The organism is Gracilibacillus sp. YIM 98692 (assembly GCF_010993965.1).
GTDB lineage: Bacteria > Bacillota > Bacilli > Bacillales > Amphibacillaceae > Gracilibacillus.
This window is the reverse complement of record NZ_WIXM01000003.1, coordinates 229,974-244,688: the sequence shown is the minus strand read 5'-3', so window position 1 is coordinate 244,688 and position 14,715 is coordinate 229,974. Positions and strand designations below refer to the sequence as shown.

Annotated in this window: 17 protein-coding genes; 14 read left to right on the top strand and 3 right to left on the bottom strand. The window is 36.2% G+C overall.

From position 1 onward, the window contains the following. Positions 1-28: 28 nt before the first annotated feature. Positions 29-1,414 (bottom strand): sensor histidine kinase, encoded by a 1,386-nt coding sequence (locus GHD00_RS05650; protein ID WP_163537170.1) that lies wholly within the window; start codon positions 1,412-1,414, stop codon positions 29-31. Next, positions 1,401-2,111, bottom strand: a complete 711-nt coding sequence (locus GHD00_RS05645) for a response regulator transcription factor (protein ID WP_240468604.1) — start codon at positions 2,109-2,111, stop codon at positions 1,401-1,403. Before GHD00_RS05645 ends, GHD00_RS05650 begins: the two co-directional genes overlap by 14 nt. Positions 2,112-2,342: 231 nt before the next feature. Between GHD00_RS05645 and qoxA the strand changes: the two genes are divergently transcribed. The 12 genes from qoxA (at position 2,343) to GHD00_RS05585 (ending at position 12,157) form a co-directional block, all read left to right on the top strand. Then, the gene (gene qoxA, locus GHD00_RS05640; RefSeq protein ID WP_163537168.1) at positions 2,343-3,329 is read left to right on the top strand and encodes a cytochrome aa3 quinol oxidase subunit II; all 987 of its coding nucleotides are present in this window, start codon (positions 2,343-2,345) and stop codon (positions 3,327-3,329) included. A gap of 17 nt (positions 3,330-3,346) precedes the next feature. Then, the gene (gene qoxB, locus GHD00_RS05635) at positions 3,347-5,293 is read left to right on the top strand and encodes a cytochrome aa3 quinol oxidase subunit I (protein WP_163537167.1); all 1,947 of its coding nucleotides are present in this window, start codon (positions 3,347-3,349) and stop codon (positions 5,291-5,293) included. Then, positions 5,290-5,892 (top strand): cytochrome aa3 quinol oxidase subunit III, encoded by a 603-nt coding sequence (gene qoxC, locus GHD00_RS05630; RefSeq protein WP_163537166.1) that lies wholly within the window; start codon positions 5,290-5,292, stop codon positions 5,890-5,892. Before qoxB ends, qoxC begins: the two co-directional genes overlap by 4 nt. Further along, positions 5,893-6,198 (top strand): cytochrome aa3 quinol oxidase subunit IV, encoded by a 306-nt coding sequence (gene qoxD / locus GHD00_RS05625; RefSeq protein WP_163537165.1) that lies wholly within the window; start codon positions 5,893-5,895, stop codon positions 6,196-6,198. 139 nt (positions 6,199-6,337) lie between these two features. Continuing rightward, positions 6,338-7,342 (top strand): DoxX family membrane protein, encoded by a 1,005-nt coding sequence (locus GHD00_RS05620; protein WP_163537164.1) that lies wholly within the window; start codon positions 6,338-6,340, stop codon positions 7,340-7,342. Positions 7,343-7,492: 150 nt separating this feature from the next. Then, positions 7,493-8,629 carry a trans-sulfuration enzyme family protein gene (locus tag GHD00_RS05615; RefSeq protein WP_163537163.1) on the top strand — a complete coding sequence of 379 codons (1,137 nt, stop codon included), beginning with the start codon at positions 7,493-7,495 and terminating at the stop codon, positions 8,627-8,629. An 18-nt stretch (positions 8,630-8,647) separates the two neighbouring features. Next, positions 8,648-9,400, top strand: coding sequence for an SDR family NAD(P)-dependent oxidoreductase (locus tag GHD00_RS05610; RefSeq protein ID WP_163537162.1), 753 nt, complete (start codon positions 8,648-8,650; stop codon positions 9,398-9,400). A gap of 92 nt (positions 9,401-9,492) precedes the next feature. Further along, entirely contained in the window at positions 9,493-9,597 is a 105-nt protein-coding gene (locus tag GHD00_RS05605) for a YjcZ family sporulation protein (RefSeq protein WP_089741197.1), read from the top strand. A gap of 198 nt (positions 9,598-9,795) precedes the next feature. Next, entirely contained in the window at positions 9,796-10,557 is a 762-nt protein-coding gene (gene map / locus GHD00_RS05600) for a type I methionyl aminopeptidase (protein WP_163537161.1), read from the top strand. A gap of 20 nt (positions 10,558-10,577) precedes the next feature. Beyond that, entirely contained in the window at positions 10,578-11,291 is a 714-nt protein-coding gene (locus tag GHD00_RS05595) for an AzlC family ABC transporter permease (RefSeq protein ID WP_163537160.1), read from the top strand. After that, a complete protein-coding gene (locus GHD00_RS05590) occupies positions 11,288-11,581 on the top strand; it encodes an AzlD domain-containing protein (RefSeq protein ID WP_163537159.1) in 294 nt (97 codons plus the stop codon). Before GHD00_RS05595 ends, GHD00_RS05590 begins: the two co-directional genes overlap by 4 nt. A 24-nt stretch (positions 11,582-11,605) precedes the next feature. After that, complete coding sequence (locus GHD00_RS05585) at positions 11,606-12,157, top strand: GNAT family N-acetyltransferase (protein ID WP_163537158.1); 552 nt, start codon at positions 11,606-11,608, stop codon at positions 12,155-12,157. Between the two features lie 22 nt (positions 12,158-12,179). Here the strand turns inward: GHD00_RS05585 and GHD00_RS05580 are convergent, their stop codons facing one another. Beyond that, the gene (locus GHD00_RS05580) at positions 12,180-13,052 is read right to left on the bottom strand and encodes a cation diffusion facilitator family transporter (protein WP_163537157.1); all 873 of its coding nucleotides are present in this window, start codon (positions 13,050-13,052) and stop codon (positions 12,180-12,182) included. Positions 13,053-13,390: 338 nt separating this feature from the next. On the opposite strand from GHD00_RS05580, the gene GHD00_RS05575 reads away from it, so the two are divergent. Beyond that, positions 13,391-13,636 carry an IDEAL domain-containing protein gene (locus tag GHD00_RS05575; RefSeq protein ID WP_163537156.1) on the top strand — a complete coding sequence of 82 codons (246 nt, stop codon included), beginning with the start codon at positions 13,391-13,393 and terminating at the stop codon, positions 13,634-13,636. Between the two features lie 164 nt (positions 13,637-13,800). Next, positions 13,801-14,706 carry a M15 family metallopeptidase gene (locus GHD00_RS05570; RefSeq protein WP_240468603.1) on the top strand — a complete coding sequence of 302 codons (906 nt, stop codon included), beginning with the start codon at positions 13,801-13,803 and terminating at the stop codon, positions 14,704-14,706. Positions 14,707-14,715 lie beyond the last annotated feature (9 nt).

The window sequence follows — 14,715 nt, the reverse complement described above, 5'->3', positions numbered from 1 at the left end:
CTACCTATATTAAAAATATTTTCTCCAATTATTTCGGAAAATATAAGGACACAGTCGTTCCTTTATTCCATTCGCTGTCAACAGAAATCGTTCCATCATGTAATTCGACGAGGTGCTTGACAATGGAAAGCCCAAGACCTGTACCACCGTTTGCCCGAGATCTAGATTTATCGACACGATAAAAGCGTTCAAACAAATAAGGAATATCTTCTTTTTTTATACCGATACCAGTATCTTTTACGATTAGTTCTACTCCACCTTTTTTATCTTTCACTTGCAGGGTAATTTCCCCTTTTTCTGTATATCGAATCGCATTTTCGACAAGGTTTGTTAAAATTTGCTCCAACCTGCTTTTGTCTGCATACAAATAGGCATTAGTAGAGGATGGTATCATGTCTACGTTTAACCCTTTTTCGGAAGCCCTGATTTGTGCTCTTCTTGCCATATCTTCGGCAAGCTGATTGGCATCTACTTGTTCACAGTTTAAATCGATTTTCCCTTCTTCAATTTTAGATAAGTCCATTAAATCATCCATTAAATTACTAATATGATCTGTCTCATTCTCAATAATTTCTAAAAATTCATTTTTTTCATCTTCAGACTGATACATTTCATGTCTTATCGCATTTGCATACCCTTTTACATAGGTTAGGGGTGTTTTCAGTTCATGTGTAATATTAGAAAAGAATTCATTTCGATTTGTTTGGTACCTTTCTAATGTTGTTGATAAGTGATTAATAGCCTTAGCTAAGGATCCAATCTCATCATTTGCTTGATAATGCACTCGTGACGAGAAATCTTTTCGTTCGGCAATTTGTTTAGCTGCCTTTTCCATTTCAATCATGGGGGCTCCTAATTTTTTTGAAATGAAAAATGTAAACCCTATTGCTAAGATAACTGCTCCTAGACTTGCTAGCAGCACTAATATAATAATTTGGTGGATCGAGCTGCTAATCAGTCCAAAGGAAGAAAAGAGAACAACACTTGCATTTGGTTGATTTTCTATTTGGATTGGTTGCGCTACTTTTAGATAAGTAGCACCATGATAAGTATACTCCTCAACAACGGATTTCCCATCTTGAATTTGTTCTTGTTGGCTTTCTGATAATACTTCATTTGTAATATCCTCATGCCAGTTTTTTTGAATGATAGGACTGCCTTCAGCATCGACTACAGACGCACTAGTGCTCGTCATATCGGTGAGATGTTCTAATAATGTAAAGTTTTCTGTATCGCTAAGGTCTTCAATTTCGGTGGCATATTTTTTTGATAAATTAATTAATTGTGTTTCGGTTTGACTGTAAGAATAATTTAAAATTAATTGCAAAATAATATATCCAAGTGGAATTAAAATAATTAATTGGAGAAATAAAATGGTTGCTCCTAATTTAAATACGACACTATTTAATCTCATCTTGATCCTCCATTACAAATTTGTATCCGACTCCCCACACGGTCTGAATTGGCTGATGCGTTAATCCGGCCTTTTTTAATTTATCTCGTACATAACGGACATGAGAATCAACTGTACGAATATCTACTACTTCGTCCATACCCCAAATCAAATCTAATAATTGTTCTCTCGTAAATACCCGATTTGGATTGGAAGCTAACAAATACAGCAAGTCAAATTCTTTCGGGCTATACTTCAATTCTTTTCCATGTACTAAAACCGTTCTAGAGACATCGTCAATCGACCATTCTGAGAAGTTTAAAATGGCTTCATTAGTTTGCTTGGTATGTTGTTGAATGTGTCTGAATTGAACTTGAATACGTGCAAGCAGTTCTTCGGGCTCAAACGGTTTAACGATGTAATCATCCGCTCCTATTGTTAATCCTTCGACTTTTTGAGAGGTATTATTTAACGCAGTCAATAAAATGATGGGAATCTTAGGATGTGCTTTTTTTAATTGTTTACATGCTTCCATTCCATCCAGTTCTGGCATCATAATATCTAATAAAATAAGATCGATTTTATTTTGATTTGTAACTTCTAAGGCTTCTTTTCCATGCTTTGCCTCTAACACATCAAATGATTGTCGTAAATGAAGTTTCAACATCATGCGCATCTGTACTTCATCATCGACAATTAAAATTGTTTTTCTTTCCATCATATCACTCTCATTTGTAATTATTTATCCTTATCTCAAATAGTATAGAAAATTTTCAAATTAGTAAAATCTTGTGAGCATGTGAAAGTATGTGAAGCGTATCACTTTTTGAACAATTTATGACATTCTTTCTTTCATCATAATTTCATCATAATTGCATGCCAAAATGAAAACTAGATAAAGTTCTCCAAAATAAATTTGTTGTTTACATGTGTGAAAGGGGCATGGAGTATGAAGGGATTTAAAAAGCTCTTTGGTTGGTTAGTGATGTTAACCATTCCTTTCTTGCTAGCTGGTTGTGAGTCTAATTTAATTGTGTTTGATCCTAAAGGGCCAGTAGCTAGAAGTTTAACGGATTTAATTATTTTTTCTATTATTTTTATGTTAGTGATCGTAATCGTGGTATTCGCACTATTTGGTTATATTGTGTGGAAGTATCGTGCACGATCAGATGATGGGAACTTTGAGCCTGAAGAGGAAAAAGGTAATCACCTATTAGAAATCATTTGGTTTACGATTCCTGTCATTATTGTGATTGCATTAATGATTCCAACAACGAAAACCATTTATGAAGTAGAGGATGTTCCGCAAGGATATGAAGAGGAAGAACCGCTTGTGATCCATGTAACATCAGCTGATTGGAAATGGATTTTCAGTTATCCAGATCAAGATATTGAAACAGTGAACTATCTCAATATTCCAGCTGATCACCCCGTTCAATTTAAAATGACATCTGCAGGTACGATGCAGTCGTTTTGGGTGCCAGAGCTTGGCGGCCAAAAATATACGATGGCTAATATGCAGACAAATCTATTTTTAGTTGCGGATAGGCCAGGTTCTTACTACGGAAGAAATACAAGTTTTAACGGTAAAGGTTATGCACATATGGACTTTGAGGTGCAAGCATTATCACAAGATGATTTTAACGACTGGGTTCAAGAAGTTCATGATACAGCTAATACATTAACTGAGGAAAAGTATAGCGAAATTTTAGAACCTACTGTTATTGGTCGTATGACATTTAACAATACACATTTAGAGTGGATCGATCATGCTCATGGTGGTTCAGAAAAGTATCTTAATCCAGAGCTTTATCGTATTTCACACGGTCATGAAGATCATGAAGGTCATGATGAGAAATCGGAAGAAGAAACAGATTCTAACGAAGATCAAACAAAAACAGAACCTTCTCAATCAGAAGATCATGCACATCATTAAAAGAGGTGGTGACGAACATGTCATTAGATGAATTTTTCGTAACAGGTGATCCGTTGATCTTAGCATCTCAAATTGCTATAGGATTAACCATGATCGGGCTTATTGCACTGATTACGTATTTGAAACGATGGAAATGGTTGTGGAATGAATGGTTTACAACGGTTGACCATAAAAAAATCGGTATTATGTACATTATTTCTGGAGTCTTAATGTTCTTTAGAGGTGGAGTAGATGGTCTCTTAATGAAAGCACAAACCTCTAGACCAGAATTAGAATTTTTAGATGCACAGCACTATGATGAAATCTTTACGACACATGGTGTCATAATGATTTTGTTTATGGCGATGCCGTTATTAATTGGTTTAATGAATGTTGTGATTCCATTGCAAATTGGAGCTCGTGATGTTGCGTTTCCTAAATTAAACGCATTAAGCTTTTGGCTGTTTTTTGCAGGAGCTATGCTATTTAACGTTTCATTTGTCATTGGTGGATCCCCTGATGCTGGATGGACTTCTTACTTTCCGCTAGCAGGTAAGGAATTTACCCCAGGGGTTGGAAACAACTATTATGCCATAGCTTTACAAATTGCCGGTATCGGCACATTAGCAACAGGGATTAACTTCGTTGTGACGATTATTAAAATGCGTGCACCAGGCATGACTTGGATGAGATTACCTATATTTGTTTGGTCGACATTTATTACTTCTATTATCATTGTGGCAGCATTTCCAATTTTCACGGTTGCTTTAGCTTATATGACATTAGATCGATTATTTGGTACACATTTCTTTACCGTTGCAAACGGTGGAGATCCAATGCTTTGGTTAAATCTATTCTGGCTTTGGGGACACCCAGAAGTATACATTGTAGTTTTACCAGCATTCGGGATGTTTTCAGAGGTTATTGCTACGTTTGCAAGAAAAAATCTGTATGGTTACAAATCCATGGTGTATGCTGTTGCTGGTATTGCCTTTTTAAGTATGCTTGTTTGGGTACACCATTTCTATACAATGGGAAATAGTGCAGCAGTTAACTCTATTTTCTCATTAACAACTATGATGATTGCGATCCCTACTGGGGTGAAGATTTTTAACTGGCTGTTCACGTTACGAAAAGGTAGAATCGAATTTTCTACTGCGATGCTATGGTCATTAGCATTTATTCCTTGTTTTACGATTGGTGGTGTAACAGGTGTCATGCTTGCAATGGCAGCTGCTGATTATCAATATCACAACACAATGTTCTTAGTGGCACACTTCCACTATGTTTTAATTCCAGGTGTTGTATTTGCAGTATTTGCTGGTCTTTATTACTGGTGGCCAAAGATGTTTGGATTTAAATTGAATGAAAAAATTGGAAAATGGCATTTCTGGTTATTTGTCATTGGATTTAATATGACGTTTATGCCAATGTTCTTTGTTGGTTTAGATGGCATGTCTCGTCGTATGTACACTTATTCAGCGAGCACAGGATGGGCTGGATGGTTAGGTTTTTCAGCTATTGGTTCAATCATTCTAGCAGCAGGTTTTGCTGCACTTTGCTATAACATTTACTGGAGCTTTCGATATGCATCACGCGATGTAGGAAATGATCCATGGAATGGCCGTACATTAGAGTGGGCTACTGCTTCTCCTGCACCACATTATAATTTTGCAAAAGTACCAGAGGTAGATCGTTTAGATGCCTATTGGTATATGAAAAAAGAGGGGAATACAGGGTTGAAAAAATCAGACTTAAAGCCAGTACACATGCCGAGCAATTCTTGGACACCTATCTTTTTAGCAGTTGTTTTTGGTGTAGTTGGATTTTTCCTAGTGTTTGAATGGTTTACACTCGCAATTCTTGCATCAATCGGTATTGTTGTAGGGTTAGTTGCGAACAGCTTTGATTATGATGACGGCTATCATATTTCTGTTGAAGAATTAGCCGATGAAGAGCGAGAGTGGAGAGGTGATTTACAATGACTTCACATGCAAATAATATGCCATTAGAATATAAAACTCAACAAAGTCAAATGAATATACTAGGGTTTTGGGTTTTCTTAGGTGCTGAAATTGTCCTTTTCTCCACACTATTTGCTTCTTATTTTGTTCTCGAGCATAACACAGCAGGAGGGCCTACTGGTCAAGATATCTTTATCTTAAAAGATGTCTTAATTGAAACCTTCTTGCTTTTAACGAGTAGTTTTACGTGTGGATTAGCGATTCATTCGATGAGAAGTCACCATAAAACCGGGTTAATGGTTTGGACGATTGTGACATTATTATTAGGTGCTGGCTTCTTATATATGGAAATTAACGAATTTATTCATTATGTGCACGAAGGAGCTTCCATTCAAACGAGTGGATTTACCGCAGCCTTTTTCACATTATTAGGAACTCATGGGGCACACGTAACCTTCGGGATATTCTGGATAAGTCTGTTGTTAATTCAATTAGCAAGACGCGGCATTACAGAAAAAACCGCTAGTAAATTTTTTATTGCTAGTCTTTATTGGCACTTCTTAGATGTAGTATGGATCTTTATTTTTACCTTCGTGTATTTGAAAGGAATGGTGATGTAAATGAGTACCAAAACAAATCATTTTCCGTGGAATCATCTGATTGGTTTTGTCCTTTCAATTGCACTAACTTTACTTGCTGTTTTTGTTGCTTTTAATACTGATTTCTCTAAAACAGTGATTGTATGGGTGATAGGTATTTTAGCTATCTTTCAGGCACTTATTCAATTATTTATGTTTATGCACGTAACAGAAGGCAAAGAAGGTATGATCAATGTCGTCAATATGGTTTATAGTATATTCTTAGCATTAGTTATCGTATTTGGATCTATTTGGGTACTAACATCAGGCCATGCTGCTATGCATTAATATCATAAAATAGATTATGATAAAAAGGGCTGTCTTATCAATAGATGAGTACAGCCCTTTTATGATACAGCCTTTATCGTAGGAGTAACTGGTGTTGTGTTATAGTGATTGTAGTATGTTGAATAAAGGAGACAAGCTTATGCTTCTTTTTAAAAAAGGTTTTATCACATTTATTATTTCTTTGTTAGTTGCTGCGCCTGCGACGGCGTACGCTCATGTGAAATGGTTTGCGGAAGTAGAACCGGAGAAAGTTCCAATAGAACAAATTTTATCTCCCTTTTTTATAGTGTTTGCCATCATCGTTGCCATTGTTTTAGCAATTCTTTCTCAAGTAATGGATCATTTTTTAAAGATTCCTTATGCTAGAAATCTTGATCAATGGTTGAATAAGTTTCGAAAGTATTCACGTAAAATATTAAAATATGGAACAGCTCTTGCTTTTATTATTCAAGTGATGTCAGGCTCTATGTTTGCTCCAGAATTTGAAATAACATCAACTTGGCAAATGACTGTTATGATTGCGATTATTATAGGATTATTGATCCCACACCATATATCCACGAAAGTCGCTGCTGTCTTAATGCTTGGGTTGTTTATTACGGTTTGGTCTGATTTCGGCTGGTTTTATATGTTGGATTACGGGTTTTATTTAGCTATTATATTTGTTTTGTTGATTGGAAAGTCAAAATACGAAGGCTGGGGATTTCCGTTTTTATATTTAGGTACAGGACTGAGCCTTTGTTGGGTAGCCGTTGAAAAGTGGGTTTATCCTTCCATGACATTAGATATTGTGATAAATCATCACGTACCGACATTTGGTTTTGATCCGGAAACCTTTATTGTCATGGCCGCTTTTGTCGAATTTGTTGTCGGCTACTTACTTGTCGTAGGAATATTAAATCGTATCTTAGGACTAGTTGTTACTGTCATTTTTATTATGACCAGTTTATTATTCGGTATGACTGAAATCATTGGCCATGCTATGATTCATATTGTATTACTATTATTTATTATTGAAGGAGTCTCTTTCTACCATCCGCCGATTAAAATGCATAAAACGAAAATAGATCAGTTTATCTTTGTTTTTCTAAACTTTATCTTTGTTCTGGCAACATTTATTTTAGTTTATTATCGCTTTGCGTAATAAGTCGAATACATTTATCACATTGCAGCTTATCTATATTTTTTATATTTCACAGTTGGAAAATGTAGAAGTTTACGTTAAAGTAGAATTAATGTAGAAATTGCCGATAGAAATAGATATAAAAGGTAAAGGGAAGAAAGGAAGAGGATTATGGGACATCAATTTGACACAAAGTCTGTACATGTAACAATGAAAAGAACAGAAGGGATTCCTGCTAAAGTAACACCAATTCATCAAACATCAGCCTTTACATTTAAAAATTTACAGGATATAGAAAACTTTTTCACTGGAGATCGAGATTATCTATATACAAGAACTGGTAATCCCAACACGGATGAATTAGGCCGAGCTGTGGCGCAATTAGAAAGCGCACCTGATGGCATCGCTACTTCTTCAGGATTATCAGCTATTATGGTTGGTATTTTATCTGTAGCAAAAGCAGGAGACCATGTGTTAGCTTCCACTGATTTATATGGCGGAACATATGAGCTTTTAGCAAATGAACTGACGGACTTTGGGATTGAGGTAAGTTTTATTCCATTTGAACAGGATATTGAATCTCACATGAAAGATAATACGGTGTTATTGTATACAGAATCGATCACGAATCCTTTGCTCCGTGTGGAGGATTTAGATCGTGTTGCGCAAGTTGCAAAAAAGCATCAGTTAAAATTAATGATAGATAATACATTTGCTACACCATATTTAGTACAGCCTTATGATAAGGGTGCAAATCTAGTGGTACATAGTGCAACCAAATATCTAGGTGGACATAGTGATATCACTGCAGGTGCACTTTCAGGAGATGAAGAGTTAATTGAAGTTGCTAGAAAGAAATGTGTCAATTTGGGTGCCAATCTAAGCCCGTTTGAGGCATGGTTAACAGTACGTGGATTAAAAACATTAAGTGTTCGTATGGAGCGTCATGTAAAAAATGCAGAGCAGCTTGCCCAAGCTATGAGCAAACATCCTGGTGTTGATAAAGTGTATTATCCAACATATGTTTCAGAAAAAGGAAATGGTGCCATCGTAACTATAGATATAACAGGTAAAGCGGATGAGGAAATCTTTTTTGAATCCTTAGATTGGATTAAAATTGTGGCAACTTTAGCAGGCGTTGAAACAACAGTATCCTATCCAATTGGCACTTCACACCGAGCATTGCCAAAAGAAACTCAGGATGAATTAGGCATTACGAAAGGGTTGGTTCGAATATCTGTTGGTATCGAAGATGTGTCTGATATTATACAAACAATGGAAAAAGCCTTAGACAAGGCTCAAAAATAAACAGGTGAGGTGTTTTAAGTGAAATATGCAGTGGTTACTGGGACCTCAAAAGGCTTAGGTGCATCCATTGCTAAATTGTTAATGGAAAAGTCATTTCATGTTATTGGTTTAGCAAGACATGATAATCCATCATTAAAAGAAGCCGGTTTGCCAGGTACATATACCCATTATCATGTGGATTTATCTGACTTAGATGAAACAGAGCATACCTTTCAACAGATTATTGAACATTTAAAAGAGAAGCCGTTAGATTCACTGCATTTAGTTCAAAATGCGGCACTTGTATCGCCAATTGAACAAGCAGGGAAGCAGTCCACATCTCAACTTGTGGATCATGTACATGTTAATTTATTATCGCCAATAATTGTAACGAATTTATGGTTAGACGCATGGCGTGATCAAAACATACCGCTTGTCATTGCAAATGTCACTTCAGGTGCAGCAAATCGTTCCGTTTATGGATGGAATGCTTATTGCAGCACGAAGGCAGGACTAGATAGGTATACGGACACAGTTGCCATTGAACAAGCTCAGTTAAATACAGGTAACAAAATTGTTTTATTTGATCCGAGTATTATGGATACAGATATGCAAGGAGAAATTCGTTCAGCAAATCCCAGTCAATTTGTAGATGTAGAAAAATTTAAAGCATACAAATCAGAACATAAATTACGGGATACCGATATTGTTGCTGCTGTATTAGTAGATCGTTTGGATGATGAGGAATCTCTTGAGAATGGCAAATACTATAGTGTGAAGGATTTACTGTAATTAGGTGATCACCCATTTTACTCAAATAAATGGACCAATCCTCCTTCTCTAACATACCTTATAAGTGTAAGAATGATAAGGAGGGATAAATGATGGGTGCACAACAATATGGATACGGATCAGGTTTTGCGCTAATCGTGGTGCTTTTTATTCTATTAATTATTATCGGTGCTTCTTGGGGATACGGCGGCTACTAATTAATAGATAGAAGCAGATAAGTAGAAACCAAAAAGCTGGCGATTATTATCGCCAGCTTTTTCCCTATTCATTTGCACGGTATTTGGGACCTGTCGGAATTTTTCCTAAGGGTTTAAGTTGTTTTTTTGCACAACTTTCTATAAAATATGATAAAATTTATGAAGATACAATGGTTGAGGGAAGAAAGGAAGTTAGGAATGATTACAAGAAAAAGTAAACGTGAAATAGAAATGATGCATGAGGCAGGTAAGCTACTTGCAAAGTGCCATAAAGAAATTTCGAATAGAATGAAACCAGGGGTAACAACAAAAGAGATTGATGATTTCGTGGAGAAGTTTCTAGCAGACCATGGTGCAACCCCGGAACAAAAAGGTTATAGCGGTTACCCATATGCTACATGCGCATCGATCAATGATGAAATATGCCATGGTTTTCCTCGAGATGAACAGTTAGTAAAAGGAGATATTGTAACCATTGATATGGTGGTTAATCTCAATGGAGGATTAGCGGACTCTGCATGGACATATGTAGTTGGCGAGCCAGACGAAGATACCAAAAAGTTATTAGAAGTGACAAAAAACTCCTTATATAAGGGAATCGAACAAGCAATGCCAGGAAAACGTATTGGGGATATTGGACATGCTATTCAACAATATGCAGAGGGTGAAGGTTTCTCCGTTGTTCGCGACTTTACAGGACATGGAATAGGGCCGACTATTCATGAAGATCCACATATTCCACATTTTGGTATAGCAGGAAAAGGCCCTCGTCTGAAAGAAGGAATGGTTGTAACCATTGAGCCAATGATTAACGAGGGGACTTGGCAAAGTAAAATGGATGATAATAACTGGACAGCTCGCACAACAGATGGGGGAAGATCAGCACAATATGAACACACCATTGTAATTTCTAAAGAAGGTCCAATGATCTTAACAGATCAAGATGATGAGTCTTTATAAGTAAAGGGTTAACTAGTAAAATGGATTATGAAGAAAAAGAAGAAAAAAAGATGCAAATCCGAGATGGTTTTGTAGCTGGATCTCCGATTGTCATTGGATATTTACCGATTGCTATCGCATATGGCGTTTTAGCAAAACAAGCAGGATTGTCATTAGGAGAGATTACTGGCATGAGCCTGCTCGTATTTGCTGGGGCAGCCCAATTTATGGGAGCAGGGATGATAGGGCTCGGGGTCAGTGCAATGGAAATAATTATTGCCACTTTTGTGCTGAATTTTCGCCATTTTGTCATGAGTTTATCCTTTATTAATCAAATTAAGCATTATTCATTGAAAGTCAAATTTCCACTTGCACTAGGTTTAACTGACGAAACATTTTCTGTTTCATCCATTTATCGTAAACAGGTAAATCAATCCTATGGTTATTATTTTTATGGAACCATATTTTTGACTTCTTATTTATCGTGGGTTTTTGGATCATTCCTTGGTGGAATACTTGGAGAGATTATACCAGAAGCATTAAGTCAAAGTATGGGAGTTGCTCTATATGCTATGTTTATAGCACTGTTAGTACCGTCTGTTCGGAAACAGAAGCGTATTATTTGGATTAGTGCTACCGCCATGGTTTCGAATTTTCTTCTTAGTCCAGAAATTGGACAGGGATGGGGAATCGTTGTCGGTACGCTAGTTGGCGGTCTTATTGGAGTGTTTGTTTTAGAGGAGGAGAACGCATGACATGGTTCATTATTCTTGGAATGGCATTAGTTACAGCTATTCCTCGAGTCATTCCTGCTTATATTGTAGATTTAGTGCAGTTTCCAGAATGGGTGAATAAGTGGTTACAAGCCATTCCATATGCTGCACTTGGTGCGTTAATTTTTCCTGGAATTTTATCAGTGACTCCAGATAGGCCTTATGTGGCACTCGCTGCAGGAGGAGTGGCAATTCTATTGTCATGGCTTCGCGTTCACGTTATTCTTGTAGTATTTAGTGCGATCTTAACTGTTTTATTTTTTACCATTTAATGAGTAGAGTAAAGGGTGTCGAACATGTATCAAATAAGAAGAGGAAATATCCATGATGCAAAGTCTATCGCTGAGGTACATGTAAGTAGCTGGAAAGATACGTATAAAGATTTAATTAATGAACAGGATATGTCAAATAGTACGGTGGAAAATCGTACTATACTCTGGGAAACTATTTTAAAAATGCCTAAAGAGCAACAACCCGTCATGGTAGTGGAAGAAAATCGAAAAATTGTTGGGTTTATTTCAGGAGGAAAAGAAAGAACAGAGCGATTTGGCTATGATGGGGAAATTTTTGCTATTTATCTATTACCAACACATCAGCGGAAAGGTTTAGGGGCGCTATTATTAAAAGCGTTTTCAAATGAAATGAAGAGACTAGGTTATCATTCACTATTAATATGGGTATTAACGAACAATCCAACACATCAGTTTTATTTAAAGCTCGGTGCAAAAAAAATTGAACAAGAACAAACAACAATTGGTTATGGTACGTACCAGGAAACAGCTTATGGTTTCAAAGATATAACACAATTAATCCACCAATTAGATCAATTAGAAAAAGAAGGATTGTGATCCTAAAAAGGACCACAATCCTTCAATTTTTCTGATATGGTTCTATATGAATATGTGTGTGTGGTACATTATGTTTGGTCCATAGCATGTCTTCAATGTTATCGGTAATATCATGTCCTTGTTTAACGGTCAATGATGGGTCAACATATATTGTTGCTTCAATTAAAGTTTGGTTTCCATGTTTGCGTCCTCTTACTTCCTTCAGCTTTAATACATCAGGGTGCTGGACAATGCTTTTTTGTATCAGTTTTATTTCATTGGGATGAAAGCCATCCGTTAAAGTATGGGTAGCTTCTCTGAATATATCCCAAGCTGTCTTACATATAATAATACCAACAATTGCTCCTGCTAATGGATCTAACCAAAAAAATTGTAATTGTGCCCCAACAATCCCTACAAATGCTCCAATGCTGACAAGTGCATCAGATTTGTTATCTTGTGCTGCGGCTTTTAAAGCTGAACTATTGATTTTTTCCCCAAGTCTAAGGTTATATAAATAAACGCCAAACATGACAAACGCTGCAAAAAGGGCTGTCCAGGCAGTAAGCATATCAGGCTGTTCAAACTGACCGTTTATCAATGCTTTGCCCGTATCCACTAATACCTGAATACCAATAAAGGCCATAATAAAAGCTGCGAATAAAGAGGCAATCATTTCTGCTCGGAAGTGGCCATAATGATGATCTTCATCAGGGGGCTTACGAGAAATTTTTAAGCCGATTAAAACTGCTACGGAGGCAATGATATCTGTTGTATTATTTAGCCCATCTGCCCACAATGCAGAGGAATTCCCGATTGAGGCAATGCTTAATTTTAGAATAGCTAATATAAGGTAAGCAATGATACTTAACCAAGCACCTTTTTCACCTTTTTTATACTTATTATATTGATCCATGAAAAAGCCTCCATATTATCTGTTAGTAAAAAAACGCATCGATTTACCATTACTAAGCTTATCAAAATTCATTTAGAAAAGTCTACCTAATAGCATGATTACACATTACAAGCTAACACATTATTTAATGGGGGATGAAAAAACCCCCGATGATGGAAGTCTTTCTTTATTTTTCTTATTCTAGGACATTGCCCCTCACAATTATTCAAGCTGAGACATATAAAATAAAAAATATAAAAATAGGTTTAGAAGTTGTTTTATATGGGAAGAGTTTAATAACACATTAAATAGGTGTTCTAAACTGGTTGATTTGATAGAAAGTTAAAGGAGGCGTGCTCGTGAAGAAAGAAAAAGTGATTTATCGTTTAAAGTCGTTTGAAGGTACTGCAAGAAAAAGAATTAATGCGAGAAGAGAAATACCTTATGAATTGAAATTAGCATCACAGCTTGTACTAGATGAGTTGTGTTTTCATTGGAATAAGGCACGCTTAGAAGAAGAATTAAATGAATCGATAGACCAGAATGATCAAACAAAATTTAAGGAATTAAGTGAAGAGTACCAAAATTATGTTTGGGAATCATAAAAATAAGTTAACAATGAAATGTTTATCACACGAATATATCCTTTTACCTCGTCATTTAATGGCGGGGTTTTTTAGTGGACACCAATCATCACCTATATGTTTATTTTCTGAATTATGTTATAGTGGGAAATGCCGGAATATTATAAATTGAAAGGATTATTAGTATGAAAAAACTCATGTATGGATGGGGAATTATTTTCATAGCTGGGTTATTACTAATCGGATGTGAAGAAAATTATTTCGTTAGTCCACAAGAAGATAAAAGTAATGTTGAAAATAACGATAAAGAAGTACCAGATAAGATTTTAGATCCCGAACAAAAGGAAGAAGATGACAGTCCTAAAGAGAAAGATTCAGAACAAGAAAATGATCAAAACAATACAGACAATAACCAATCGGAAAATGATTCGGGTGAAGAAAATAATCAGGAAAATCAAGATTCTAACGGTCAACAGAAAGAGCAAAATCAACAAACTGACGAACCAATTGTGGTAGATAATCCGACAAGTCTTCAGGTGATCGTTAATAAGCAACGAAGTGTACCAGCGGGATTTCAACCACCAAATTTAGTTGAAGCAAATGTATCGTACTATGCCGAAGAAGGGAGTCCAAAGAGATTATTAAGAAAAGAAGCAGCAGATGCATTAGAAAAGCTATTTAATGCAGCGAAAAAAGATGGACTGGATCTTGTAGCTGTATCTGGCTATCGTTCCTTTGAGCGCCAAAAACAAATTTACGAAAATAATGTGGCGCATTATGGACAGGAGCATGCAGATCGTTTTTCGGCAAAGCCTGGAACAAGCGAACATCAAACAGGATTAGCGATGGATGTAGCCTCTGCAGCACTAACGGCTGTTTTAGAACAAAGCTTCATTCAAACGGATGAAGGACAGTGGTTAGCTGATCATGCACATGAACATGGTTTTATCATTCGATATCCTGAAGGCAAAGAAGAGATTACCGGATATAGCTATGAGCCTTGGCATTTACGTTATGTTGGTGAAAATATCGCAGGTGATATTTATCAAGATCAGCAGACTTTAGAAGAATTCTTCGGTCTATATCCTTAATAAAGAAAA

Excerpts from the sequence above, each read along its gene's own strand:
- GHD00_RS05650 (WP_163537170.1), bottom strand. The coding sequence starts at position 1,414 with ATGAGATTAAATAGTGTCGTATTTAAATTAGGAGCAACCATTTTATTT.
- GHD00_RS05645 (WP_240468604.1), bottom strand. The coding sequence starts at position 2,111 with ATGGAAAGAAAAACAATTTTAATTGTCGATGATGAAGTACAGATGCGC.
- qoxA (WP_163537168.1), top strand. The coding sequence starts at position 2,343 with ATGAAGGGATTTAAAAAGCTCTTTGGTTGGTTAGTGATGTTAACCATT.
- qoxB (WP_163537167.1), top strand. The coding sequence starts at position 3,347 with ATGTCATTAGATGAATTTTTCGTAACAGGTGATCCGTTGATCTTAGCA.
- qoxC (WP_163537166.1), top strand. The coding sequence starts at position 5,290 with ATGACTTCACATGCAAATAATATGCCATTAGAATATAAAACTCAACAA.
- qoxD (WP_163537165.1), top strand. The coding sequence starts at position 5,893 with ATGAGTACCAAAACAAATCATTTTCCGTGGAATCATCTGATTGGTTTT.
- GHD00_RS05620 (WP_163537164.1), top strand. The coding sequence starts at position 6,338 with ATGCTTCTTTTTAAAAAAGGTTTTATCACATTTATTATTTCTTTGTTA.
- GHD00_RS05615 (WP_163537163.1), top strand. The coding sequence starts at position 7,493 with ATGGGACATCAATTTGACACAAAGTCTGTACATGTAACAATGAAAAGA.
- GHD00_RS05605 (WP_089741197.1), top strand. The coding sequence starts at position 9,493 with ATGGGTGCACAACAATATGGATACGGATCAGGTTTTGCGCTAATCGTG.
- map (WP_163537161.1), top strand. The coding sequence starts at position 9,796 with ATGATTACAAGAAAAAGTAAACGTGAAATAGAAATGATGCATGAGGCA.
- GHD00_RS05595 (WP_163537160.1), top strand. The coding sequence starts at position 10,578 with ATGGATTATGAAGAAAAAGAAGAAAAAAAGATGCAAATCCGAGATGGT.
- GHD00_RS05590 (WP_163537159.1), top strand. The coding sequence starts at position 11,288 with ATGACATGGTTCATTATTCTTGGAATGGCATTAGTTACAGCTATTCCT.
- GHD00_RS05585 (WP_163537158.1), top strand. The coding sequence starts at position 11,606 with ATGTATCAAATAAGAAGAGGAAATATCCATGATGCAAAGTCTATCGCT.
- GHD00_RS05580 (WP_163537157.1), bottom strand. The coding sequence starts at position 13,052 with ATGGATCAATATAATAAGTATAAAAAAGGTGAAAAAGGTGCTTGGTTA.
- GHD00_RS05570 (WP_240468603.1), top strand. The coding sequence starts at position 13,801 with ATGAAAAAACTCATGTATGGATGGGGAATTATTTTCATAGCTGGGTTA.